General features: G+C 72.2%; 22 protein-coding genes. 14 read left to right on the forward strand and 8 right to left on the reverse strand.

Annotated elements, in window-relative coordinates:
- Position 1: 1 nt before the first annotated feature.
- The 3 genes from ACQP2F_RS26140 to ACQP2F_RS26150 are packed head-to-tail and all read left to right on the forward strand — an operon-like array spanning position 2 to position 2,956.
- Positions 2–925 (forward strand): carbohydrate ABC transporter permease, encoded by a 924-nt coding sequence (locus ACQP2F_RS26140; RefSeq protein ID WP_433291723.1) that lies wholly within the window; start codon positions 2–4, stop codon positions 923–925.
- On the forward strand, positions 922–1,746 hold the full coding sequence (locus ACQP2F_RS26145; RefSeq protein ID WP_433291725.1) for a carbohydrate ABC transporter permease: 825 nt from the start codon (positions 922–924) through the stop codon (positions 1,744–1,746). Before ACQP2F_RS26140 ends, ACQP2F_RS26145 begins: the two co-directional genes overlap by 4 nt.
- A 43-nt stretch (positions 1,747–1,789) precedes the next feature.
- Positions 1,790–2,956: a PP2C family protein-serine/threonine phosphatase gene (locus ACQP2F_RS26150; protein WP_433291727.1), complete on the forward strand. Its 1,167-nt coding sequence runs from the start codon at positions 1,790–1,792 to the stop codon at positions 2,954–2,956.
- Between the two features lie 382 nt (positions 2,957–3,338).
- Here the strand turns inward: ACQP2F_RS26150 and ACQP2F_RS26155 are convergent, their stop codons facing one another.
- Entirely contained in the window at positions 3,339–4,349 is a 1,011-nt protein-coding gene (locus ACQP2F_RS26155; protein ID WP_433291729.1) for a molybdopterin-dependent oxidoreductase, read from the reverse strand.
- A 91-nt stretch (positions 4,350–4,440) separates the two neighbouring features.
- Between ACQP2F_RS26155 and ACQP2F_RS26160 the strand changes: the two genes are divergently transcribed.
- The gene (locus ACQP2F_RS26160; RefSeq protein WP_433291731.1) at positions 4,441–5,763 is read left to right on the forward strand and encodes a neutral zinc metallopeptidase; all 1,323 of its coding nucleotides are present in this window, start codon (positions 4,441–4,443) and stop codon (positions 5,761–5,763) included.
- Here the strand turns inward: ACQP2F_RS26160 and ACQP2F_RS26165 are convergent, their stop codons facing one another.
- Entirely contained in the window at positions 5,764–6,555 is a 792-nt protein-coding gene (locus ACQP2F_RS26165) for a phosphatase PAP2 family protein (RefSeq protein WP_433291733.1), read from the reverse strand.
- Positions 6,556–6,758: 203 nt separating this feature from the next.
- On the opposite strand from ACQP2F_RS26165, the gene ACQP2F_RS26170 reads away from it, so the two are divergent.
- Positions 6,759–7,238 (forward strand): molybdenum cofactor biosysynthesis protein, encoded by a 480-nt coding sequence (locus tag ACQP2F_RS26170; RefSeq protein ID WP_433291735.1) that lies wholly within the window; start codon positions 6,759–6,761, stop codon positions 7,236–7,238.
- 87 nt (positions 7,239–7,325) lie between these two features.
- Positions 7,326–7,907, forward strand: coding sequence for a GNAT family N-acetyltransferase (locus ACQP2F_RS26175; RefSeq protein WP_433291738.1), 582 nt, complete (start codon positions 7,326–7,328; stop codon positions 7,905–7,907).
- A gap of 8 nt (positions 7,908–7,915) precedes the next feature.
- On the opposite strand, the gene ACQP2F_RS26180 is transcribed toward ACQP2F_RS26175, so the two are convergent.
- Positions 7,916–8,509, reverse strand: a complete 594-nt coding sequence (locus ACQP2F_RS26180; protein WP_433291740.1) for a hypothetical protein — start codon at positions 8,507–8,509, stop codon at positions 7,916–7,918.
- 105 nt (positions 8,510–8,614) lie between these two features.
- On the opposite strand from ACQP2F_RS26180, the gene ACQP2F_RS26185 reads away from it, so the two are divergent.
- Entirely contained in the window at positions 8,615–10,909 is a 2,295-nt protein-coding gene (locus ACQP2F_RS26185; protein ID WP_433291742.1) for a CHAT domain-containing protein, read from the forward strand.
- A 32-nt stretch (positions 10,910–10,941) separates the two neighbouring features.
- On the opposite strand, the gene ACQP2F_RS26190 is transcribed toward ACQP2F_RS26185, so the two are convergent.
- A complete protein-coding gene (locus ACQP2F_RS26190; protein WP_433291743.1) occupies positions 10,942–12,348 on the reverse strand; it encodes an MDR family MFS transporter in 1,407 nt (468 codons plus the stop codon).
- A gap of 87 nt (positions 12,349–12,435) precedes the next feature.
- Here ACQP2F_RS26190 and ACQP2F_RS26195 point away from each other — a divergent pair, with 87 nt between their 5' ends.
- Positions 12,436–13,026: a TetR/AcrR family transcriptional regulator gene (locus ACQP2F_RS26195; protein WP_433291744.1), complete on the forward strand. Its 591-nt coding sequence runs from the start codon at positions 12,436–12,438 to the stop codon at positions 13,024–13,026.
- Here the strand turns inward: ACQP2F_RS26195 and ACQP2F_RS26200 are convergent.
- Both ACQP2F_RS26200 and glnII read right to left on the reverse strand, forming a co-directional pair.
- Positions 13,010–13,783, reverse strand: a complete 774-nt coding sequence (locus ACQP2F_RS26200) for an N-formylglutamate amidohydrolase (protein WP_433291746.1) — start codon at positions 13,781–13,783, stop codon at positions 13,010–13,012. The genes ACQP2F_RS26195 and ACQP2F_RS26200 overlap by 17 nt on opposite strands.
- 46 nt (positions 13,784–13,829) lie before the next feature.
- The gene (gene glnII / locus ACQP2F_RS26205; protein ID WP_433291748.1) at positions 13,830–14,840 is read right to left on the reverse strand and encodes a glutamine synthetase; all 1,011 of its coding nucleotides are present in this window, start codon (positions 14,838–14,840) and stop codon (positions 13,830–13,832) included.
- 225 nt (positions 14,841–15,065) lie between these two features.
- Between glnII and ACQP2F_RS26210 the strand changes: the two genes are divergently transcribed.
- Together ACQP2F_RS26210 and ACQP2F_RS26215 are read left to right on the forward strand one after the other, a co-directional pair.
- The gene (locus ACQP2F_RS26210; RefSeq protein ID WP_433307617.1) at positions 15,066–16,550 is read left to right on the forward strand and encodes an APC family permease; all 1,485 of its coding nucleotides are present in this window, start codon (positions 15,066–15,068) and stop codon (positions 16,548–16,550) included.
- Positions 16,547–16,975 (forward strand): hypothetical protein, encoded by a 429-nt coding sequence (locus ACQP2F_RS26215; RefSeq protein WP_433291750.1) that lies wholly within the window; start codon positions 16,547–16,549, stop codon positions 16,973–16,975. The genes ACQP2F_RS26210 and ACQP2F_RS26215 overlap by 4 nt, the downstream gene beginning before the upstream one ends.
- A gap of 42 nt (positions 16,976–17,017) precedes the next feature.
- Here ACQP2F_RS26215 and ACQP2F_RS26220 read toward each other — a convergent pair whose 3' ends face one another.
- Positions 17,018–17,566 carry an Rv1733c family protein gene (locus tag ACQP2F_RS26220; RefSeq protein ID WP_433291752.1) on the reverse strand — a complete coding sequence of 183 codons (549 nt, stop codon included), beginning with the start codon at positions 17,564–17,566 and terminating at the stop codon, positions 17,018–17,020.
- Positions 17,567–17,575: 9 nt separating this feature from the next.
- Complete coding sequence (locus ACQP2F_RS26225) at positions 17,576–17,977, reverse strand: hypothetical protein (protein ID WP_433291754.1); 402 nt, start codon at positions 17,975–17,977, stop codon at positions 17,576–17,578.
- 111 nt (positions 17,978–18,088) lie between these two features.
- On the opposite strand from ACQP2F_RS26225, the gene ACQP2F_RS26230 reads away from it, so the two are divergent.
- From ACQP2F_RS26230 to ACQP2F_RS26245, 4 genes are all read left to right on the forward strand, one after another.
- Positions 18,089–18,622: a hypothetical protein gene (locus ACQP2F_RS26230; RefSeq protein WP_433291756.1), complete on the forward strand. Its 534-nt coding sequence runs from the start codon at positions 18,089–18,091 to the stop codon at positions 18,620–18,622.
- Complete coding sequence (locus ACQP2F_RS26235) at positions 18,619–19,107, forward strand: hypothetical protein (RefSeq protein ID WP_433291758.1); 489 nt, start codon at positions 18,619–18,621, stop codon at positions 19,105–19,107. The genes ACQP2F_RS26230 and ACQP2F_RS26235 overlap by 4 nt, the downstream gene beginning before the upstream one ends.
- Positions 19,108–19,195: 88 nt before the next feature.
- The gene (locus tag ACQP2F_RS26240; protein WP_433291760.1) at positions 19,196–20,293 is read left to right on the forward strand and encodes a carboxylate-amine ligase; all 1,098 of its coding nucleotides are present in this window, start codon (positions 19,196–19,198) and stop codon (positions 20,291–20,293) included.
- 148 nt (positions 20,294–20,441) lie between these two features.
- The gene (locus tag ACQP2F_RS26245) at positions 20,442–23,129 is read left to right on the forward strand and encodes a LuxR C-terminal-related transcriptional regulator (RefSeq protein ID WP_433291762.1); all 2,688 of its coding nucleotides are present in this window, start codon (positions 20,442–20,444) and stop codon (positions 23,127–23,129) included.
- Positions 23,130–23,268 lie beyond the last annotated feature (139 nt).

The raw sequence follows: 23,268 nt of genomic DNA on the forward strand, positions 1-23,268 counted from the left end.
CGTGGCGACCTCCACCGTGACCCGGCCCGCGAGGACGCGCAGCGGCGCGAGCCCGGCGGGCCGGGTGCGGGCCAAGAGCCCGTACCCCACCTGGTTCTATGTTCCCGCCGCCGTGATCTACGGCGTGCTCTTCATCGTGCCGACGCTGATCGCCTTTTACTTCAGCCTGACCCGGTGGAGCATCTTCGACTCCAAGTTCATCGGCTTCGACAACTACGTGACGTTCTTCCAGGAGCCGGGGCTGGTCAACAGCCTGTGGCACACCCTGGTGTACGCGGTGGTCACCTCCGGGCTCAAGGTCGTGCTCGGCCTCGGCCTCGCGATGCTGCTGACCTCCCAGATCCTGGCCCGCGGCTACCTGCGCTCGGTCGTGTTCTTCCCGGTGCTGGTCTCCACCATCGGGGTCGGCTTGACCTTCACGGTCCTGATGAACCCGGAGCGCGGCCTGATCAACCAGTCGCTGGCCGTGATCGGCATCCAGGGTCCGGGGTGGCTGACCGATCCCTCGTACGCGCTGCTGTCGGTCGCCCTGGTCGATGTCTGGAAGGGCGTGGGCCTGGCGACGCTGATCTACATCGCCGGCATCGTCTCGATCCCCCAGGAGTACTTCGAGGCCGCCCGCGTCGACGGCGCCGGGGCCTGGGAGAACTTCCGGCACATCGTGCTGCCGCTGGCCCGGCCGGCGACCGTCACCGTGATCACGCTGTCGCTGATCGGCGGGCTGCGCTCGTTCGACCTGATCTGGGCCATGACCCGGGGCGGCCCCGGCTTCACCTCGGACGTGATCGCATCGGTGATCTACAAGCAGTACCAGGCCGGCTTCTACGGGTTGTCCACGGCCGGGAACGTCGTGCTGTTCCTGGTGGTGACGGCGATCGTGCTGCCGCTGTCCCGCTTCCTCAACCGCAAGGAGGTCGAGCTGTGAACGCCCGTAGGTCCTTACTCAGCGCGGTCGCCATCGTCCTGTCGATCGTCGTGTTCGTGGTGCCGTTCGCGTTCATCCTGCTGACCGCGATCAAGGACCAGCGCCAGGCCTCGCTGCTCGACTTCTCCTGGCCGCACCAATTCCAGCTGGTGCAGAACTTCCTCGACGTGGTCCGGGCCCGCGACTACATGCTGATCATCGCGTTCATCAACAGCACCATCCTCACGGTCGCCAGCGTGACCCTGATGGTGGTCTTCGGGGCGATGGTCGCCTTCGTCCTGCAACGGCGCCGCAGCCGGTGGAACGGCCTGGTCAATGCCCTGGTGCTGGCCGGGCTGATCATCCCGCCGGCGGTCGTGCCGACGATCTGGGTGCTGCAGAAGCTCGGGCTGTTCCGGACGATGCCCGGGCTGATCCTGGTCGAGGTCGCCTTCGGCATGTCGTTCGTGATCCTGCTGTTCCGCGCCTTCATCGGCACGATCCCGCGCGAGCTGGACGAGGCCGCGGTGATCGACGGCGCCGGGCCGGTGCGGCTGTTCTTCCGGGTGATCCTGCCGCTGCTCAAGCCGGTCATCGTCACGTCGGTCGTGGTGCAGTCGGTGTTCGTCTTCAACGACTTCACCAACCCGCTCTACTTCCTGCCCGGCGACCAGAACGCCACCGTCCAGCTGACCCTGTTCAACTTCTCCAGCCAGTACAACACCCAGTACAACCTGCTGTTCATGAACATCCTGCTCATCACGATCCCGCCGCTGGTCATGTACCTGTTCTTCAACCGCCAGATCGTGGCCGGCATGACGGCCGGCGCGATCAAGGGGTAGGGCCGTCTCGACCTTCGCGGCCGCCTGACGGAAGATGGGTGCGATGCTCGACCCGATGGAGGCCGTACGGCGGCTCATGGACCTGCGGCACCGTGGACGGGCCGAGGACCTGCCGGCCGTGCTCACGACGGCCGCACCGCTGCTGGACGCCGAGGCCGCCACCGTCCTGCTCGTCGACTACGGGCAGATCGCGCTGCACCCGCTGCGCGGCACCGTCCTCGACACGGCGACCTCGCACGGCCTCGAGGACTCGCCGGCCGGCCGCGCCTTCACGACCGCCCGGCAGCAGTGGCACGACGACGGGCTCCTCTGGCTGCCGCTGCTGCACGGCGCCGAGCGGCTGGGCGTGCTCGAGCTGCGCACCAAGACCCGGCCGTCGGCGTCCGACCGGCGTGACCTCGAGGTGATCGCCGCCCTGGTCGCCGAGCTGATCGCGAGCCGCCGCTTCTACGGCGACGCGGTCGAGCACACCCGGCGGCGGCTGCCCATGCAGGTGGCGGCCGAGGTCATCTGGAACCAGCTGCCGCCGCTGACCTTCGCCGTCGACGGGACGATCGTCACCGCCGTGCTCGAGCCCTGCTACGAGGTCGGCGGGGACGCGTTCGACTACGCGGCCAACGCCGACATCCTGCACGTGGCGCTCTTCGACACGGTCGGCCACGGCATCAGCGCCAGCGCGCTGACCACGCTGACGCTCAACACGTACCGCAACGCCCGCCGCTCCGGCCTCTCGCTGGCCGACACCTGCCGCTCGATCGACAAGTGGATCCACGCCCAGTACCCCGGCGCCTTCGTCACCGCCCTGCTGGCCGAGCTGGACGTCCCCACCGGCGCGTACCGGCGGATCAGCGCCGGCCACCCGGCCGAGCTCTTCCTGCGCGGCGGCCGGGTCCTCCCCCAGCTGCCGGCCCCGAACACGCTGCCGCTGGGCCTCGGCCACATGGTCGACCGGCCGCCCCGGGTCGTCGAGACCCAGCTCGAGCCGGGCGACGCGCTCGTCCTCTACACCGACGGCATCACCGAGGCCCGGGACGCGTCGGGCACGCTCTTCGGCGTGGACCGGCTGGGCGACTTCTTGATCGAGGCGCTGGGCCGGGGCATCCCGGCCCCGGAAACCATGCGGCGGCTGGTGCAGGCGATCATCTCGTACGAGGACGGCGACCTCCGCGACGACGCCACGGCCGCCATGCTCCAGTGGCGTCGCCCCTGATCCACCGAGATTTCGGCTTCGAGGTCCGCCCCGGCACGTCTGGGGCCGCTCGGTCCAACCGCCGTGCCTGCCTCACCGCGCCTCGCGCCGGGGGCCCCACCGCACTCCGCCCACCGCCGCGCCTGGTTACTCTCACCCCACCCGGTCACCTGGTGAATCACGCGATGAACTTTTCGCAGGCGGCGCGCATCGTGGGGGATCAACCCGCGGACCGGGAAACGGTGGCGCACGGGCCGAACCCGCGTGGTCTCGCCGTCACCGGCGCGTGGCCGCTATCGGAACGTCGACGAGCGGAGCCACATCGCCCCAGAATCCGCCTCACTGGGTGGGGTGAGATTACGGCCCACCTACGACGACTTCTCGCGGCTGTCCACACTCGCCGTCAGCTCAGCGGAAACACCGACTGCGCCCAAGCCGGCCGCGACGACGGCTCGATCGACGTCACCCACTTGACCCACCAGAAGCCCCGCCGGCCCGGCGCCACGATCCGGGCCGGGAAGCCGTGCCCATAACCCAGCGGCCTCCCGCCGACCCCCGTGACCAGCCATACGTCGTCGAGGGTGCCGGCGCCGAACCAGCGGGCGTAACCGGTGGCCGAGCGCACCTCGACGCTGCGCCGGCCGGCCATCGGCACCCGGGCGGCGGCCAGCACCGCGCTCAGCCGGACGCCCTCCCAGCGCTGCTCGCTGTACCAGCCGCTGGTGCAGTCGAGCACCGCGGTGAAGCTCTCGTGCGGCAGGCCGGTCACGAAAGCCAGGTCGAGTGCCGCCGCGCCGACCTGGACCCGCCACGTCGCCGGGTCGAGGCGCTGGACCGCGTCGTCGAACCAGGCTGTCACCTCCAGGTCCTTCTTCGGCACCGAGCCGGAGAAGCGGCGGTCCGTGGCCACGCCCGTGTCCCAGGCCGCGGTCGCGACGCCGGCGCCCGCGCCGAGGACGGCCAGCCGCAGCAGCGCGCGCCGGTCGGCGTCGGCCCGGCGCGGGCGGACCCCGTGCCCCAGGAAGTGGGCGGCCAGCGCGAGCAGGGCGCCGACCGCGGCTCCGACGTGGATCTGCATCAGGGTGAGCGGGCCGGCGAACTCGACCCGGCCGGTCGAGTGGAGCAGGCCGCTGCCGACCGTGACCAGCACGAAGAACAGCAACGCCAGGGAGAGCGCCTTCGTGCCGGCGCCCCGGCGCCGCCGGCCGAGGCCGCGGCGGATCACCACGTACTTCCAGGGCGCGAGCAGCAGGATCGCCAGCGCCGCGGCGGCGTGGATCTGGATCAGGTCGAGCGGCCAGTTCACCCCGATCGTGTTGGCCGCGACTCCGGTCAGCGCGCCCACGGCGAGCAGCAGGCCGAGGGCCAGGTCGACCCGCCGGCCGCCCTGCCGGGCCCGCAGACGTACGCGCATGGCGGAACGGTAACCCGCCGAGTTGCCCCGGTTGGATACCGGTGAGGTGGGGAACCACTCCGCCACAAGGTGGAACCCGGAAGGAGGCCCGATGCGGGCGGTGCGGATCGGGGCGGCGGCGGTGGCCTTCGTGATCGCGGCGGCGTGCGGGCTGGCACCCGCGCCCGACGACGACCGGGCGGCGCCGGCCACGAAGGCGACGGCCAACTCGTCGGACGTGGTGACCCGGTCGCTGACCGACGTCGAGCGGTACTGGAAGGGCGAGTTCCCCAAACTGACCAACGGCAAGGTCTTTCAGCCGGTACGGGGCGGCTTCCACCCGTACACGAAAAGGAACCTGCCGCCCGACTGTGGTGGCCAGTCCGCCGGATATCAGCCGAACGCCTTCTACTGCCCGGACGGTGACTACATCGCCTGGGATGCCCAGGTCCTGATCCCGCAGCTGCAGGAGCAGTTCGGTCCGCTGCTGGTCGGGGTCGTGATGGCCCACGAGTACGGGCACGCGGTCCAGGCCCGTCTCGGCAACACCGATCAGCCGACCGTCGTGCTCGAGCAGCAGGCCGACTGCTTCGCCGGCGCGTGGCTCGCCGACGTGCAGGCCGGGCACTCGGCCGCGTTCAAGGACATCACCCCCGCCCAGCTCGACAACACGGTGGCGGGACTGCTCATGCTGCGCGACCAGCCGGGCACGCCGGCCGTCGCCGAGGGCGCGCACGGCAACGCGTTCGACCGGATCCGGGCGTTCCAGGAGGGCATCCAGCAGGGCCCGCGGAAGTGCGCCGGCTACGACGCCGACAACCTGCAGGTCACCGAGGTGCCGTTCAGCACCGAGCAGGAGGCGGAGACGGGCGGGGAGCTGCCGTACGCCGACGCGGTCAACCTGCTCGCCCAGGACGCCGAGGACTACTGGACCCGGACGTTCCCGCAGCTGGCCGACGACCGGCCGTGGCAGCCGGTGAAGGTGGAGGCGTTCGAGGCCGGCTCGCCGCCGGACTGCGACGCCCCGGACGCGACCGCGGGCGGCGCCGCGTTCTACTGCCCGGCCGGCGGGTACGTCGCCTTCGACAACTCCGGCCTCGGCCCGGCGCTCTACGACCGGATCGGCGACTTCGCGGTCGGCATGCTGCTCGGCGACCTGTTCGCGCGGGCGGCCCAGGTGCAGCGGGGCGAGCCGGCCGCCGACCGGGCCGGTCAGCTGGCCGTCGACTGCCTGGCCGGCGCGTGGACCAACGACCTGCTCACCCGGGACGACCAGAGCAACCAGCGGATCCGGCTCTCCCCCGGCGACCTGGACGAGGCGGTGGCCGCGCTGCTCGCCTTCGGGCGCGCCCAGAAGGGAACCGGTCCGTCGGCGTTCGACCGCATCACCGCGTACCGGAAAGGGGTCTTGGAAGGCACCGGCGTGTGCGGTTGATCAGCTCTCGCCGACGCGCGGCTTCGGGATCGAGGGCTGCGACGCGCCGAGCGCGGTGACCGCGCCGCCCGAGAGCACCCAGGCGACCAGGCCGAGCAGCGCCGCCACCACGATCGCGTCGAGCCAGTAGTGGTTGCCGGTGGCCACCACCACCATCAGCGTGATCAGCGGATGGGCCGACCACAGCCAGCGCCACCGGCCGCGGGTGGCGCCGATCAGCGCGATCGCGACGGCGAGCGCCCAGCCGACGTGCAGGGACGGCATCGCCGCGTACTGGTTGGTGAGGGTGTCGGTGCTCGGCGAGCCGTAGACCGCCGGGCCGAACAGCCGGCCGGTGTCGAGCATGCCGACGGAGGCCAGCATGCGCGGCGGCGCGAGCGGGAACAGCAGGTGCACCACCAGCGCGGACGCGGTGAGCCAGGCGAGCAGGCGGCGGGTGGCGACGTAACGCTCCGGGCGCCGCACGTACAACCAGATCAGAGCGGCGGCGGTCGCCGGGAAATGGACGTACGCGTAATAGCAGTTGGCGGCCTTGATCAGCCATCCGTGGCCGACGATCGCCTGCTGCAGGCCGTACTCGCTGGGCAGGTGCAGCAACCGCTCGAGGTTCCACACGTTCTGGGCGTTCGCGAGGGCCTCACCGACATGCCCGTCGGCGGCCAACCGGCCGATCTTGTACGCCGTGAAGAGCAGCGCCACCAGCAGGATCTCGTAGAGCGCCCGGCGCAGTGCCGGCCGTTTCCGGACGGCGGCCACCGCTTCGCCGGAGGTCTCCTCCTGCAGCAGGCTCATCGCGCGTCTCCCCCCGGTCCCGGCTGTGCGATCCCCGGCAAGGCGATCCGATGAAGATCCGTGCCGCCGACCGGCCTGCGATCTTCGCAGATCCCCGCAACTGTGCGGTATGACATCCTTCACCTGCGGGAGCGATGTCGTTAACCTGTGACCGACCGTTCGGCCTGGTCCAGCCGTTGGGCGTCGGGAAATAGACTTCCGGCGTGCCCGAGATCATCGAATTGCTGGCGTCACCCGTTCATCGGTTCGAGGGACGCTCGGGTGACGGCCCGGCGCCGGCTCCTCCGGGCGAGCTGGTCCCGGCCGTACGTCTGCGGGCCGGCCTCGGCATCGTCGGGGACCGGTATTTCGGGAAGCCGGCCCACCGCGACGCGAGCGTGACCGTGATCGCGCGCGAGTCCCTGCCACCGCCGGGCGTCGGCCTGGCCGCCGTGCGCCGCAACATCCTGGTGAGCGGCATCCCGGTCGACGATCTGGTCGGCGAGATCCTCACCCTCGACTCGGGCGACGGACCGGTCCGCCTCCAGGTCACCAGCAAGGCCCATCCCTGCGTGTGGATGGACGTGATGATCGCCCCCGGCGCCCGGAAGGCTTTGCGCGGCAAGGGCGGCGTCCGCTGCGCCCCGCTCGACGACGGCATCCTGCGCGTCGGTCCGGTGCTCTGGACGGCCCGGCCCCGCTGACCGGCGGCACGGCCGGCGCCCTGCGGCGCGCCGCCGTTGGGCACGGCCGCCGCCCTGCGGCGCGCCGCCGGGGGCAGAATGACCTCCATGCGCGCTCTGGTCACGCCGCCCGCCATCGCCCCCGGAACGCTCGCCGCCCGACCGCAGCCGGTGCTGACCGCGCCCGGCGGCCTGGCGCTGCGGCCCTGGGCCGACTCCGACGCGCCGGTGTTCCTCGCCGCCTACCGCGACCCGGCGATCCGGCGGTGGCACACCCGGCAGCCCGCGTCCGAGGAGCAGGTACGGGAATGGTTCGAGCGGTACCGCCGCGACTGGGCCGGCGAGCAGGGCGCCAGCTGGGCGGTCACCGGCGGCGGCCGGGTGCTCGGCCGGATCGCGATCGGGAGCGTCGACCTCGACGACGGCGTGGCCGGCTGCGGGTACTGGGTGCTGCCGGACGCCCGCGGTCAGGGGGTGGCGCCGCGGGCGCTGGCCGCCGTCGGCGACTGGGCGCTCGGCGAGGCGGGCTTCCACCGGCTCCACCTGAGCCACTCGACCCGCAACGAGGCTTCCTGCCGGGTCGCGCTCAAGGCCGGCTTCCGGCTGGAGGGCACCAAGCGCAGCGAGGCCGTCCACGCCGACGGCCGCCACGACATGCACCTGCACGCCCGCATCCGCGGCGACCGATAGCCCGCGGGTCAGCCGAGCTCGACGGTGAAACCGCCGGGCAGGCCGAACTTGGGATGCAGGCGCAACAACTCGTCGCGGACCACGCCCGCTCCCCGGCCGACGGTCCGCAGCAGCGCCTCCCGCTTGCGGCCGCGCAGGTAGCCGGCGATCTCGCTACGGTCGCAGCGCATCAGGACCTCGTGGGCGATGTTCAGCGCCTCGGCCGTCAGGGCACGCTCGGAGAGCACCGACGCGTCGGTGAAGCTGACGCAGTACAGCGACTCGATGCCGCCCTTCAGGCCGGTCATCAGCACCAGGGCGGGCGGACGGCGTACGCCGAAGAGGGCCAGCGCCTCGCTGAAGTGCTCGTCCGTCGGATCCCAGCTGTTCACGCTCGTGCGCGCGGAGCTGTGCGAGCCGAACACCTCGAGCGTGTCCGACATCGCGCCGTCGACCGGCAGGTCGAAGCGGGACGGGAAGTAGATGACGTAGACGTCCGCCGCGCTCAGCTCCGCCGCGAGCAGATCGGACCAGGCGAACGTCGACGTGCCGAGGCCGCGGAGCGGAACCATCCGCAGCCCGGCCGGGGTGGCACGCAACAGGAAACGGTGGTCATCGGGCATCGCGCCACCTCCGTCGTCATCGATATCAGGCGGGGACGAGGAGGTGATATCGGATCAGGGACAGCGGCCCGGCAGGCCGTTCTCCCGGTGGCAAGGTTGACCGGTATGGCTGACGAGGATCTCGACTACGACGAGCTGAAGTTGCGTATCCAGCGGGACGGCGACGGCGGCTACCACGTCCTCGCCTCGGCCCAGGACGGCAGCCGGACGTCGGAGAGATTCGTGCTGCCCGTCAACGACGACGAGCTCGCCCATTTCCTGCTGCGGATGGGCCTTCCGGTGCGCCGGCGGTTCTCCGGCCACATGGAGGAGGCCAAGAGCTTCGGGGAGCGGATCTTCGACGCGCTGTTCACCGGCTCGGTCCGCACCCTCTACGACGGCGCGCGCAAGAGCTCCCTGGTCGGGGAACACCGGGGACTGCGGATCACCCTGCAACTCACCGATGTGCCCGAGCTGATGCGTATCCCCTGGGAGTTCCTGTACGAGCGGCCGCACGGCTTCCTCGCCGCCTCGACGTACACGCCCGTGGTTCGCTCGCTCGAGTCCAAGGCGATCCGCCCCGCGCGGGACCTGGAACCGCCGCTGCGCATCCTGGCCATGGCGAGCAATCCGCCCGGCACGCCGCGGCTCAAGGTCAACAAGGAGCGGAACCGGCTCGACCGCGCGCTGGGCAAGGCGGTCGCGGCCGGGCTGGTCGACATCAGCTGGCTGTCCCACGGGACGTTCCGGGAGCTCGAGCGCAGGCTGGCGGAGCCGACCCAGTTCCACGTCTTCCACTACGTCGGCCACGGCGAGTACAACCCCCGTCTCGAGTCGGGTGTCCTCGCCGTCGCGGACCGGCCGCAGGGCGTGAGCGGCGAGGAGCTGCGCATGCTGCTGGACGACCAGCACAGCCTGCAGCTGGTGGTCCTCAACAGCTGCGAGGGCGCCCGCACCAGCGACACCGACCCGTTCACCGGCGTCGCGTCGAGCCTGATGGAGTGCGGCATCCCGGCGGTCGTCGGCATGCAGTTCGAGATCAGCGACGAGGCGGCCGTGATCTTCGCCGAGCGGGTCTACGGCGCGATCGCTGACCGCCTCCCGATCGACGCCGCCCTGGCCCAGGCACGCAAGGCGATCTGGGCCGCCGGCTGCGAGGCCGAGTTCGGCACGCCCGTGCTCTTCCTGCGGCCCGCCAGCCGCCGGCTGTTCGGCGGCCGCGGCGCGGACGCGGCCGGGCGCCGGGGCGGCCAGGCCGACCTCGCCCTGCGCCTCGAGGAACGCGTCGAGAAGGACGTCGCGGCGGACGGCGCGCCCGCCCGGGTCGCCTGGGAGCTGCACGTGCACAACTGCGGCGGCCGCGACCTGGCCGACGTGACGGCGAAGGACGCCGCCGGCCGGGCTCTCGCCGAACCGGCCGATCTCGCGCCGGACGGCCGCCTGGTCATCCGCTGGACCGAGGCCGGGACGACCAGCGCCGGCCAGCGCGTCACGGTCACCGCCGGCGCCAGCGACGGCCTGCAGATCTCCGACCAGGTCGAGAAGGCCGGTGCCGGCGGCCGGGAGGAGAACGCCGGCACCGGGACGAAGGACATCGAGTACGGCCGCGGCCTGCGCCTCAAGGACGAGGGCGACCCGGTCGCCGCCCGCGGTGAGCTGGAGAAGTCGGCCGCGGGCGGCAACGCGGCCGCCGCCTATCAGCTCGGTCTGCTGCTGCGGGACGGCAACGACGACGAGGGCGCGATCCGCTGGCTGGCGAACGCCGCCGGGGGTGACGAGGGCGGCGCCGCGTTCGACCTCGGCGTGCTGCTCGCCGAGCGCGGCCAGCGGGCGGCAGCCCGGCACTGGCTCGAGAAGGCCGCGGAGACGAACCCGGCCGCCGCGTACACCTTGGGGCTGCGGCTCAAGGACTGGGGCGACCAGGAGGGCGCCCGGCATTGGCTGGAGCGCGGCGCGGTTGGCGGCGACGTCGCCGCGGCGTACATCCTCGGCCTGTTCCTGCGGGACCGCGGCGAGATCGAACCGGCGATCCACTGGCTCGAGGTCGGCGCCCGCGGGGGCGATCCGGGGGCGGCGCGGCAGCTCGGGCGGCTGCTGTCCGAGCGCGATCGGGAGCGGCGGCAGCGCGAGGAGATGGACTCCGAGGCCGAGTACCAGCGCGGGATCTCCGAGCACGACGGCGGCGACGACCACAGCGCGCAGTACTGGCTGGAGCGGGCGGCCGACCACGGCAACCTCCCGGCCGCCCATCTGATGGGCGTCATCCGGCGCGACCTCGGCGACCTCGAGGGCGCCCGGCACTGGTTCGACCAGGCGGCCCAGCGAGGTCATCGGGATGCGGCGCTGGAGCTGGCGCTCCTGCTGGCCGAGGCCGGCGACCGCGACGGCGCACGGTTCTGGATGACCAGGTACGCCGGCTGACGCCGGATCAGGGCAACGGGCGCCGGCAAGGGTCAGGCGGCGGGTCCCTCGCCCGCGGGAGCGGCGACCGGGAGGCGGACCGTCAGGAACAGCGCGGCGGCGGTGAAGGCGATCGACCACCAGAACGCGACCTGGAACGCGTGCACGGCCGGGTGCGCCGCGACCTCGCGGGCGAGGATCACGGCCAGGACGGCCGTGCCGAAGGAGCCGCCGATCTGCTGGGCCACCCGGGTGATGATGCTGGCGTGCGGGACCGACGGCTTGTCCAGGCCGATGTACGCCGAGGTCATCACCGGCACGGTCACCGCGCCCAGCCCCACGCCCCGGACGGCCAGCGCCGGCACCAGCCACCACCGGCTCGTGTGGTCGCCGGCCAGCGCGAACGGGACCGTCGCGACGGCCACGACCACCAACCCGGCGAAGGTCACCCAACGCGCCCCGATGCGATCGGTCAGCGACCCGGCCAGGCCCCGGCTGACCAGCACCCCCACGCCCTGGGCCGCGATCAGCAGCCCGGCGGCGAGGGCGGACGCGCCCCGTACCTGCTGGAAATAGAGCGGCACCAGCAGCATGCCGCCGTAGAGGCTGAAGCCGGAGAGGAACAGCAGCCCGCTCGCGGCCGAGAACGAGCCGATCCGGAACAGGCGTACGTCGACCAGGGCGTCCCCGCCCCGCCGCCACGCCCGCGCGGTGAACGCCGCCAGCAGGCCCAGGCCCGCGGCCAGCGGCACGAGCACCGTGGCGTGGCCGAAGCCGTCCGTCGCCCGGGAGAGGGCGAAGACCACGGCCGCGATGCCGGGCGTGATCAGGGCCAGGCCGACCACGTCGAGGCGGCTGCGGCGCGAGCCGGGCAGCGCGGGCATGAACCGCCAGGCCAGCAGCAGGCCGGCGACGCAGAACGGGACGTTGACCCAGAAGATCCAGCGCCATGACAGGTGGGCGACGATCAGCCCGCCGAGGAACGGGCCCAGCACCGGGCCGACCACGATCGGCATCGAGACCAGGGCGACGGCCCGGCCCAGCATCCGGCCGCCGGCCGCCTGCACCAGCAGCGTGGTCATCACCGGCAGCATCAGGCCGCCGCCGACGCCCTGTACCACCCGGGCGGCGATCAGGGTGGGCGCGTCGACGGCCAGCGACGCGCCGATCGAGCCGATCAGGAAGACGGCCAGCGCGGCCATCCAGACCCGCTTGCCGCCCCAGCGGTCCATCAGCCAGCCGGTGACCGGCACCGCGACGCCGAGCGCCAGCAGGTAGGCGGTCGTCACCCACTGGACGGTCGCGACGCCGACGCCGAGCGAGCGGCCGAGCGTGTCGAGGGCGACGTTGACGATCGTGGTGTCGAAGACGACGGCGAGGACGCCGACCATCATGATCAAGGTCAGACGGACGAGTGCGGGATCGAGGCGTTGCCGGGCGGACGTGGCAGTGGTCGTCATGACCTACCCCCGTGGTTAAGATACAGGTCTGTATCTAGAACTACCCTGGGGAGGACCAAACGTCAATAAGATACGGGAGTGCATCTAATGGCGGGTGAGACGCGGCGGCGCGGGGCCGAGCTCGAGGCGGCGTTGCTCGAGGCGGCGTGGCGCGAGCTCACCGAGGCCGGGTACGCCCGCTTCACCGTCGAGGGTGTGGCGGCGCGGGCGGGCACGAGCCGCCCGGTCATCTACCGCCGCTGGCCGCAGCGGTCCGACCTGGCGATCGCCGCGATCCGGCACTTCAGCCGCAACGAGGTCGTCGAGGTGCCGGACACCGGCACGTTCCGGGACGACCTGATCACCCTGCTGCACGACATCGCGAAGCGGCGGCTCGAGCTGGTGGCGCTGTTCAGCGTGCAGATGGGCGAGTACTTCGCGGAGACCGGCACGACACCGGCCGAGCTGCGCGAGGAGTTCCTGGCGGCGCGGGCCCAGCCGTTCGGCTTCGACGTGGTGATCAAGCGCGCGATCGAGCGCGGTGAGATCGACCCGGCCAAGCTCACGCCCCGGGTCCGGGCGCTGCCCGGCGACCTGCTGCGGCACGATCTGCTGATGACCATGCGGCCGGCGTCCGAGGAGTCGATCCGCGAGATCGTCGACGAGATCCTCCTCCCCCTGATCAGGAAAGAGAGTTGAGCAGGCCGGTCAGGGCGGCGACCAGGGCGGGCAGACCGTCGTGGACCGGGCCGCCCGGTTCGGCCATGTACTGGTCACGCCGGATCTCGATCATCAGCGACGACACCCGCGCCTCCCGCCGGTAGAAGGCCATCGGCACGTAGCAGCCGGAGAACGGCGAGTTCAGCGCGGAGTCCGGGAACGCCGCGAGCGCGGCGGCGATCAACGAGGCGGGCGTGTGGTACCTGTCGGTGCCGAGGCAGACCGGCGGGCGGGGGTCCTTGCCATGCAGCTCGTACGGGAGCGCGACCGTCGGGTAGGAGTGGACATCGACGACGACGGCTCGCCCGGTCGCCGCGAGCCGGTCGGCGACCAGCGCGGCGAGGGCCGTCGCATAGGGCTCGAAGTGCGTGCGGAGCAGGGCTTCGTCCCGTACCGGATCGGGGTCTCGGAGCCGGCGCCCGGCGAAGCCGTGGGTGTAGACGGCGCCCATGCCCACCGCCCGCATCTCCTCCCGGTCATCGGGGAAACGCTCGGGATCGGCCACCAGGCGTGACCACCGGTTGACGAACATCCAGGGCCGGATCGCCGCCCCCGACGACGCCTCGGCCGCGATGCGATCGGTGTGCGCGTCGGTGAGGTGGTCGAGCTCCTCGGCCAGTGCCGCGTCGCCGATGAGCAGGCCGGACCGGGCGGATTCGGTGATCTCCCGGGACGCGTGCGGCACGTGCAGGATCACCGGGGAGGAGGCGGCGCCGGGCGAGACTTCGAAGATCATCGCCCGGCAGCCTACGTCCTTCAGCCGTCCGTCAGCCGGCCGTTCTTCAGTCGGCCAGCGCCGAGCAGCAGGTGTTGATGATCAGGCGGGTGGTCACGTACGGGTCGCAGTTCGCGTTCGGCCGGCGGTCCTCGATGTAGCCCTTGCCGTCCTTCTCGACCTGCCACGGGATGCGCACCGAGGCACCGCGGTTGGAGACGCCGTAGCTGTACTCGCTCCACGGCGCGGTCTCGTGCATGCCGGTCAGCCGGTGCTCGATGTCGGCGCCGTAGCCGGCGATGTGCTCGGCGACCTTGCCCTCGCCGCCCAGCGCCTCGCACGCCGTGATGATCGCCTTGTAGTCCTCGCGCATCGCGTTGGTGGAGAAGTTGGTGTGCGCGCCGGCGCCGTTCCAGTCGCCCTTGACCGGCTTGGGGTCGAGGGTGGCCGAGACGTTGTAGTCCTCGGCGACGCGGTAGAGCAGCCACCGGGCCACCCAGAGCTCGTCGGCGACCCGCGGCGCGCCGACCGGGCCGATCTGGAACTCCCACTGGCCGGGCATGACCTCGGCGTTGATGCCGGAGATGTGCAGGCCGGCCTCGAGGCACAGGTCCATGTGGGCCTCGACGATGGCGCGGCCGAAGACCTCGTCCGAGCCGACGCCGCAGTAGTAGCCGCCCTGAGCGGCCGGGAAGCCCCCGCCGACCGGGAAGCCGAGCGGGCGGCCGTCCTTGAAGAACGTGTACTCCTGCTCGATGCCGAAGATCGGCTCCTGGCCGGCGAACTTCTCGGCGATCTCGACGCAGGCGGCGCGGGTGTTGGTCGGGTGCGGCGTGCCGTCGATCAGCAGCACCTCGCACATGACCAGGACGTTCTTGCCGCCGCGGATCGGGTCGGGACAGCTGAGGACCGGCTTGAGCACGCAGTCGGACTTGTCGCCCGGCGCCTGGTTGGTGCTGGAGCCGTCGAAGCCCCAGATCGGCAGCTCGGCGCCGTCGTCGACGATCTTCGTCTTCGAGCGCAGCTTGGCGGTGGGCTGGGTGCCATCGACCCAGATGTATTCGGCCTTGAACGGCATGCGGCACTCCGGTGTTCGTGCTGAACAGGGATCGATGCCGGACGACGCTGGCGCGGCGCGACGATCGTAACCAGTCGAGGATCATCGATCGATGCTCACTCTCCGTGTTAACACGCTCGAAACAGAGTGCTTTAGCCCGCCAGGGATGAGGCTGATCGGTCAGACCGCCACCGATGATGCGAATTCTCGGGGAGTCCATATTCGAAAGGACCCAGCGTGAGCGCCATGGACGTGCCCGCACGGCGGGCCCCAGCCGCGGCGTCGGCGACACCCGCCGCCGCGAAACCCAAAGCAATCCACTACATCTCCTGGATCGCGCTGGCTCTGATGACCACCAGTTCGGTGGCGAGCCTGCGCGCCGCGCCGACCATGGCCGTGTACGGCCTGGCCTGTGTCTTCCTCTACATCGTGCCGGCCATCGTGTTCCTGCTGCCGACCTCGCTGGTCTCGGCGGAGCTCGCCTCGGGCTGGACCGGCGGCGTCTACAACTGGGTGAGCCAGGGCCTGTCGAAGCCGATGGGCTTCCTCGCGGTCTGGTGCCAGTTCGCGATGACGATCTTCTACTACCCGAGCCTGCTGGGCTTCGTGGCCAGCACCCTCGCGTACGTGATCAACCCGGATCTCGCCTCGAGCGGGATCTGGACCGCCATCGTGATCATGGTCTGCTACTGGACCGGTGTCTGGGTGTCCTCGCGCGGCACCGGCTCGGTCGCCGGCCTGGCCAGCGGCGGCCTGATCATCGGGACGCTGATCCCGGGCGTCGTGCTCGTCGTGCTCGGCATGGTCTTCCTCGGCCAGGGCAACCCGTCGGCCGCGCCGATGGGCGCCGGGCACTGGCTGCCGGCCTGGGCGGGCCTGTCCAGCCTGGTGCTGATCGTGAACAACTTCCTGTCGTACTCGGGCATGGAGATGAACGCGGTGCACGTGGGCTCGCTGCGCAACCCGGCCAAGGAGTTCCCGAAGTCGATGTTCCTGGCCATGGGCCTGGTCCTGCTGATCTTCATCCTCCCGGCGCTGGCGATCAGCTGGGTGGTCCCGGCCGACCAGCTGTCGCTCACGGCCGGCGTCATGCAGGCGTTCGACGCGATGTTCGGGCAGTTCGGCTGGAACTGGCTGACCCCGATCGTCGGCATCATGCTGGTGGCGGCCTCGCTCGGCGGCATGCTCACCTGGCTGGCCGGCCCGTCCAAGGGCCTGCTGCTGATCTCGCGGCAGGAGGGCTACCTGCCGCCGTTCCTGCAGAAGCTCAACAAGCACGGCGTGCAGCAGAACATCCTGGTCACCCAGGGCCTGGTCACCACGGTCATCGCTCTCGGGTACGCGTTGATCCCGGACGTGTCCAGCGTGTACTGGATCTTCTCGGTGATCACGACGCAGGTGTACCTCATCGTCTACCTGCTGATGTTCGTGGCCGCGGTCCGGCTGCGCCGCAGCCAGCCCGATCACCCGCGCGGCTACCGGGCCCCGATGCTGGTCGGCCTGTGCGGCGTCGGCTTCGCGGCCTCGCTGGCGGCGCTGCTGATCGGCTTCGTGCCGCCGTCGCAGTTCGGCGGCGGTAACCCGCTGGTCTACGTGCTGATCGTGGCGGGCGGCGCGCTCGGCCTCGGCCTGCTGGTGCCGTTCCTCTTCTACCGGGCCCGCAAGCCGTCCTGGAAGACGGTGGACGCCGCGGACGCGGAGCAAGCGGAGGCGGAGGTGGCACAGTCATGATGGACCGCCGGCAGGAACGGCGGGTCACGTACATCGTGCTCGCGGTGATCTTCGTAGGCGCCATGATCGTGTTCGCGTCGATCTACAACACCAACAAGAAGAACGACCAGGCGGTCGACAAGGCCAACCAGCTCTCGGCCGAGCTGGCGTCGGCCGGGCTGCCGGTGCCGCCGGCCCAGCAGATCTACAACGTGCTCGGCGACGACGGCGGCGCGGTCTGCCACGCGCCGGCCAACGCGCTGGTCAAGAGCATCCTCTACGGACAGCTCACGAACGGCGCGGCCGGTCCCGGGCAGCGGCCGATCATCGCCGACAACAAGGCGGTGCAGGGTGTCGCCCTGATCATCAAGGTGTACTGCCCCGACGAGGCGGCGGACTTCCAGCAGGTCCTGGACGACCTGAAGTACGCCGACGTCGCCGCGTGACGGCGGAGAGGAGGGCCGGCGCTTCCCGCGCCGGCCCTTCTCTCATCGGTACTTCGACCAGCGCGGCCCGACGTCGAGCCACTCGGCGTCCCAGTACCGCATCCGGCGCCGGTCCAGCAGGCGGCGGCAGAACAGCCACACCCCGCCGAGCGAGGCGGTCACGACCGCGACCGTGGCGACCGCGACCTCGGCCGCCTGCGTGGCCGGGCGCCGCCGGGGCGGGGCGGCGACCACGGCGCCGTTCTCGTCCACCCAGATCGGCACCCACGCGCCGGCCGCGCTGGTCTCCGGTGCGCTCACCGGACCGGTCCGCAGGCCGCCCCGCGGTGTCCGCCACCGCGCTCGGGCGGTCGGCGGCTGCCCGGCCGGCTTCTCCAGCAGGGTGGCCCACACCTGGAAGCGGTGCTCCCGCTCCCAGGCGCTGACCCGTGCCTGCTCCCGGTAGGTGCTGCGGCCGGTGTACTGGGCCAGCACGCCGCCCGCCACCAGCAGCACGATCAGCAGCACGGCGTTCAGCCATGCCTCGGCCCGGTCGGTCCGGCGGCGGAGCGGGTTGCGGTCCCAGCCCAGCCGCCGCAGCAGCCCGCGCATCGTGGCCGCTCAGCAGGTGCTGCGCATGGCGTCGCCGAGGGCGCGGACGCTGTCCTCGAGCGAGGCGATCGACGTGCGCACGTAGCTGAGGTTGGCGGCGGTCGGCGCGTCCCGGGCGACCTGGATCCGGGCGCGGGCCTGGTCGAGCGCCGCGGTGATGGCGTCGGCCTGCGTCGCCCACTGGGTCTTCGCGTCGGCCGCGAGCCGCTGGACGTCGGTCTTGAGCTGGGTCAGGTTGGTGCGGAGCTGGGACAGCCCGTTCTCGGCCACGTTGGTGTCCCGCACGTGCTGCGCCGAGTTCTGCACGGCGTCGAGGCTGTCGCAGACCGCCGGCGAGGAGCTGTCGGCGCATCCGGCGAGGGGCAGGGCGACCAGGGCGCCCGTCGTGATGATGACTGCCATTCGTCGCATGTGTTCGAGGATCGTCGGCGGCGCCGCCGGCGACGTCACCCCGGCCGGATGAGGCGCCGGATCCCGGCCCGGCGACACGCTTTGCTCATCATCGCCGAAGGGAGCGCACGCATGTCCATCGGACCCGTCCAGCTCATCGTGCTGGGCTTTTCGCACCCGGACTTCCACGGTGAGGTCATCGCCGAGCTCGAGCGGCTCCGGGCGACCGACGCGATCCGGGTGATCGACGCTCTCGCCGTCTACAAGGACGCCAAGGGCGAGATCGAGGTCGAGCACCTCAGCAACCTGACCACCGACGAGGCCATCGAGCTGGGCAGCAAGGTCGGCGCCCTGGTCGGCCTCGGCATCGAGGGCGAGGACGGCCTGGAGGCGGGGGCGCGGCTCGGCGCCGAAGCGGCCGCCGACGGCATCGAGGTCTTCGACGACGAGACCGCCTGGGACGTCCTCGAGGAGATCCCCGACGACAGCGCCGCCGCGCTGCTGCTGATCGAGCACCACTGGGCGGTGCCGCTGCGCGACGCGATCGCCCGAGCCGGCGGCTTCCGGCTCGCCGACTCGTTCATCAGCCCGCTCGACCTGGTCGGCATCGGCCTGGTGACCGCGGAGGAGGCGGCCCGGCTCGACGAGCTCGAGCGGGCGTCATGACCACGTTCTTCGTCGCGCAGGCCGGCCGCCTGCGCGACGTGGTCGTCGGCGCCGTCTTCACCGCCGAGGACGCCGCCGAGCTGCTGGCCGGCAGCGTGCGGTTCTCGGCGACCCGGCCGTTCACCGGCACCTCGGCGACGGTGCAGCGGCGGATGGCCGAGATGGCCGAGCGCGGCGCGCGGGAACGGGTGAAGGCCCGCAGGCGGGCGGCGGCGGGCCTGGACGCGGCGATCGCCGCGATCGCCACCTCGCCGATCATCGACAAGGTGGTCGACGCCCAGATCGACCGGATCCTGCGGCCGCTCATCAGCGGCGTCCTGGACGATGTGCTGACGATGCTGGAGAAGGAGCCGGACCGCATCCAGGCGCTCGTGCGCGGCCAGCGGGACACCATGGTCGACGAGCTGGTCGGCCGGATCCGCTCGGGTGCCGCGGCCGGCGACGACGCGGTCGACCGGGTCACCGGCAAGATGCTGCGGAGGTAAAGATCGATTCACCCCTGGCGGATGAGGCATCTCCCGCCGAACCGGTCGCACGCTGCTCGGACGTGGAGCAGCGAGCGAGGGGGACGCGATGCTCACGATGGGGGTCGAGGAGGAGTTCCTGCTTCTGGGGCCGGACGGCGCCGTGGTGCCCTCGGCACCGTACGTCGCCCGCGCCGCCCGGGCCGGTGACCAGGTCAAACCGGAGTTCCTCGCCTATCAACTGGAGACCACGACGGCCGTCTGCACCCGGCTCGACCAGCTTCGGCGGGAGCTGACCGGGCTGCGGCAGCGGGCCGGCGACGCCGCCCGGCGGGCGGGGGCGAACCTGGTGTCGGTGGGCGCGCCACCCTTCGCCGCCGGCCCGCTCGGGGCGGTCACCGACGAGACCCGGTTCCGCGATCTGGCCGGGCGCTTCCCCGGCGCGGTCGTGGCCGGCAGCTCGTGCGCCTGCCAGGTGCACGTCGGGGTGCCCGACCGCGACCTCGCGGTCGAGGTGCTCGCCCGGATCCGGCCCTGGCTGCCCGCGCTGCTGGCGTTGACGGTCAACTCGCCGTTCGCCGGCGACCGGGACACCGGGTGGGCCAGCTACCGGTTCCACCTGCAGCAACGCTGGCCGACGTTCCGGCCGCCGGGCGCCTGGGCGGGCGCCGCGCGGTACGACCGGGTGGTGCGTCAGCTGGTCGGCGCCGGCGCCGCCCTCGACGACGCCGCCATCTACTTCCTGGCCCGGCTGTCGGCCCGGTACCCGACGGTCGAGGTGCGGGTGGCCGACGCCTGCCTGACCACCGACGACACGGTGTTCTTCGCGGCGGTGGTACGGGCCCTGGTCGCCACGCTGATCGAGGACTCCCGGCGCAACCTGACCACGCTGCCGATCCCGACCGGCGTGGTGGACGCGCACCTGATGACGGCCGCGCACGGCCAGGTCCGGATCCGTCGCGGCCGCCCGGCCGACGGCTCGTCACCGGCCGGCGCGGGCGCGGTGGCCCGGCTGATGGCCAAGGTCAGCCCCGCCCTCGTGGCCTGGGGCGACGCCGAGGAGGTCTTCGATCACCTCGACCGGATGCGGCTCGACGGCACCGGCGCCGACCGGCAGCGCCGGGCCTGGGCGAAGGCCGGCACGCCGGAGGGTTTCGTCGATTTCCTGGCGAACGCCACGGTCGCCGTCGCCGCTGCACACAAATAGGAACTTGTCAACGTAAGCGCCGGTATCCACCTTCGCGTAGTGAGAGGGTTACTCAGCGCTTAATCCGATTCGGACGATGCGGGGGGCCTCTCCCCCGTTCAAGGATGATCGAGTCGTTCCGACGCCCGTGCCTGCGGAGGGAGCTGTAGTGACAGCTGAGCTCGTCGTACCGGCACAGACATCGCACCCGGCGGCCCCGGCCACCGGCGGCGATCCGTTGCTGCAGTCGAAGTTCGCCGTGCCCGAGCCGCCCAGCTTCCTGGTCGCCCGGCCCCGGCTCACCGAGCGCCTGGCCCGCGGCGTCCGCGAGCCCGTCAGCCTGGTCGTCGGCCCGGCGGGGGCCGGCAAGACCCAGCTGGTCGCGGCCTGGGCCGCCGAGGGAACGCCCGGATATCCGATCGGCTGGATCACCATCGAGGAGGAGGACGGTCAGTCCGACGCGTTCTGGGCCTACATCCTCGAGGCGCTGCGCCGCGCGGGCGTGCCCGTCGCGGCCTCCCTCACGGCCCCGCACACCACCGCCGCGGCCGACCGGTCCTTCCTCGTACGCTTGGCGGCCGCCCTGGCCGACCAGGCCACGCCCACCGTGCTGGTCCTCGACGGCGTCTCCAACCTCACCGGCCAGCAATGGGCCACCGACCTCGAGTTCGTCCTCCGCCACGCCGGCCGCATGCTCCGCCTCGTCCTCGTCGGCCGCTGGGACCCACCCCTACCCCTGCACCGCTACCGCCTCGCCGGCCGCCTCGAAGAAATCCGCAGCGAAGACCTCGCCTTCACCACCACCGAAGCCACCGAACTCCTCACCCTCCACCACGTACCCCTCAGCCACCACGGCATGGACCAACTCCTGCAACACACCGAAGGCTGGGCCGCCGGCCTCCGCCTGTTCGCCATGGCCCTCGAAGACGCCGGCAACGCCGAAACCCTCGTCGCCACCATCACCGGCAACGAAGCCACCATCGCCGAATACTTCGTCGACGAAGTCCTGCGCATCCAACCCGACCACGTCCGCACCTTCCTGCTCGAAACCAGCATCCTCGACGTCTTCACCCCCGAACTCGCCGAAGCCGTCACCGGCCGCACCGACGCCCGCTGGCTCCTGACCGCCCTCTGCCGCCAGAACGCCTTCGTCCAACCCGCCGGCGACGGCCTCACCGCCTACCGCTGCCACCGCCTCTTCGCCGAACTCCTCCAAGCCCAGCTCAACCGCACCGCACCCGACCGGATCGCCGAGCTGCACCGCCGGGCGGCCACCTGGTTCGGCGCGCACGGCCAGATCAACGAGGCGGTCGCCCACGCGGTCGCCGCCGAGGACTGGCCGCTGGCCGCGTCGATCGTGGTCGAGGACCACGCGGTCGGCCGGCTGCTGCTGGACGGGCGCACCGGACGGCTCGGCGAACAGCTCGCCGCCCTGCCCGGCGACCTGGAGAGCGCGGACGGCGCCGTCGTCGCGGCCGCGCTGGCGCTGTCCGTCCGGGACGCCGACACCTGCACGGTCCAGCTCGAGCGGGCCGAGGAACTGATGATCAGCCACCGGTCGGGGTACACCCCGGCGCTGGCCCTGGCCCATCTGATCACCGACGTGGTGCTGGCCCGGCTGCGCGACGACGCGCACAGCGTCCTGCACACCGCGGCGGCGGCCGAGGAGCTGCTCGCGCAGGTGCCCACCGAGCGGCGGGACCGCCACGGCGAGCTGCGCATGCTGGTACTCGGGGCCAAGGGTGACGCGCAGAGCCGTACCGGGGCCGTGGACGCGGCCGCCGTGACGCTGACCGAGGTCGCCAACGCGGCCGCCGGGTCGTGCGAGAACGTGCGGATCGACGCGCTCGCCCACCTGGCACTCATCGAGGCCCACCGCGGCCGCCTGCGGCACGCCGAGAAGCTCGCCGACCAGGCGACCGAGCTGGCCGACCGGATGGGCCTGGGCACGGCCAGCCGACCCTTGGCGGCCGAGCTGGCGCTGGCCTGGGTGGCGATGGAGCGCTACGACATCGACACCGCCGGCCGGCACCTGCGGGCGGCCGACCCGCGCCGGATCCGCCCGGCCGACGGCCTCATCCACGCGGCGTTCGCGCTGGTCCGCTCCCGGCGCCTGCAGGCGCGCGGCGAGCTGCGCAGCGCTCTCACGGCGCTCGACGACGCCGGGCACGTGCCCGGCGGCCAGGCCGCGCCGTCCTGGCTGACGCGCCAGGTCGCCCTGTCCCGGGCCCGGCTCCAGATCACCATGGGCCGGCCGGACGAGGCGATCGAGACGGTCGACCGGCTCGAGCGGCCCGACGCCGAGGACGCGAGCGTGGTGCGGGCCGCCGCGCTGGCCGCGGCCGGCGACGCGCAGCGGGCGTGGGAGCTGGTCGAGCCGGTGGCCGGGACGGCGGGGGTGGCCGGCCCGGTGAGCCTGGAGGCGTGGCTGGTGCTGGCGACGGTCGCGGCCCGCCGCGGCGAGGTCGACGAGGCACGCGGCGCGCTGCGCCAGGCCCTGCGGGCGGCCCTGCCCGAGTCGCAGCGCCGGGCGGTCCAGCAGGTGTGGGCCGACCTGCGCCGGGTGCTGCGCGACAACGACGAGCTGGCCGCGCAGTACCGGCAGCTGCAGGGCGCGCCGCAGCCCGACAAGCCCGCGGCACGGCCGGACGCGGTCGTGGTCGTGGAGCCGCTCAGCAAGAGGGAGATGGAGGTTCTCGAGGGGATGGCGGCGATGCTGCCGACCGAGGAGATCGCCGCCTCCCTCTACGTCTCGGTCAACACCGTCAAGACGCACGTCCGCAGCATTCTGCGCAAGCTGTCGGCGTCCCGGCGCAACGAGGCCGTCCGGCGGGCTCGTTCGCTCGGCCTCATCTGACGAGGGTCCAGGGTCCGAGATGGACGCGGAGCGCGGGCTGGCCACCCTTCCCGGGTGGCTACGCCCGCGCGCCGCGCTGGTGCTGGCCTCCTGGTTCGGCAAGCTGCTGCTGCGGTGCGTCACCGGGCTGCTCGAGATC

The organism is Actinoplanes sp. CA-030573, from assembly GCF_050951115.1.
Taxonomy (GTDB): domain Bacteria; phylum Actinomycetota; class Actinomycetes; order Mycobacteriales; family Micromonosporaceae; genus Actinoplanes.